This is a genomic window from Bartonella sp. AD24XZML (genome assembly GCF_042196485.1).
In the GTDB taxonomy this organism is placed as follows: Bacteria; Pseudomonadota; Alphaproteobacteria; order Rhizobiales; family Rhizobiaceae; genus Bartonella.
The window spans coordinates 1-1018 of record NZ_JBHIQH010000050.1 but is presented as its reverse complement, the minus strand read 5'-3'; the positions used below and the strand labels follow the sequence as shown (position 1 = coordinate 1018).

Here is a 1018-nt window from a genome sequence, read left to right as displayed (position 1 = left end):
TAGAGATACCCTCACAATCTAATGTGATAAACGTTTGATAAAATTTGAAATGGGAAATTTGGTTGGAAAGCAGGCGCCCCCACAACGCCCATGCTTTATTTAAGCAGCTTCATTTATGGTTTTGTTATTATTCCCAATATCATCATAAATTTTTTGATTGCCATCAACTATAGCATTGCCAAAGATTTTTACTAAGTAACAAACATATACATTGTCAGAAACGACGGCATTATCGTAAACATGAGCAGCCCAATCAATACGAGCAGAGCCTAATATTTTTGCATTGCCATAAACAAAGCCCCTTACATAAGCATTATCATGTATTTTTGCATTGTCAGAAACGACGGCTTCCCAAAAAACGGTAGCATTATCATAGACCCAGCAATTGCCATCATGAGAGAGATTGCTTTCATTTTCGATAAAACCACCTAAATCACCAGTCTTTACATCAGCAAAATCTCTAATGGCTTTAATGCGGTGTAAAGTATGACCAGCCACACAACGCGTTTCATTCGTAAATTCGTATTTTTTTGTTATAGGTAAAGAGACACAAGCGTCATCAGAAATTTGAGATGCAAGATTAATCGTTTCATTGTCTTCAATACGTGTATACCAATTAATAAAAGCCTTCCCATAGACTTTTGCATTGTCTCTTATAACAGCCTTATCACATACAGCGGCGTTATTAAAAACATGAGCATGTTTGTAAACAAAAGCATATCCAAAAACCAAGGCATTATCATGTATTTTTGCATTGTCATAAACACTAGCAAAATCAAATACCTTTGCATTATCACAAACCGTTGCATTATCGAAAACACTAGCATAATTAAAAACAGTAGCATTATCAGAAACAAGAGCATTATTATAAACACAAGCCTCATTAGCTACCCAGCAATTACCATCATGTGATAAGTTACTTTCCTTTTCAATAAAGCCGCCGAGGTCGCCCGCCTTTACATCAGCAAAATCTCTAATGGCTTTAATACGGTGTAAAGTATGACCAGCCACGCAACGT

1 protein-coding gene is annotated in these 1018 nt (G+C 36.1%); it reads right to left on the bottom strand.

What is annotated here, in order from left to right:
- Positions 1–99: 99 nt before the first annotated feature.
- Positions 100–1018 (bottom strand): hypothetical protein (locus ACFIMX_RS04300; protein ID WP_375694073.1); only part of this gene is annotated, 919 nt, incomplete at its 5' end.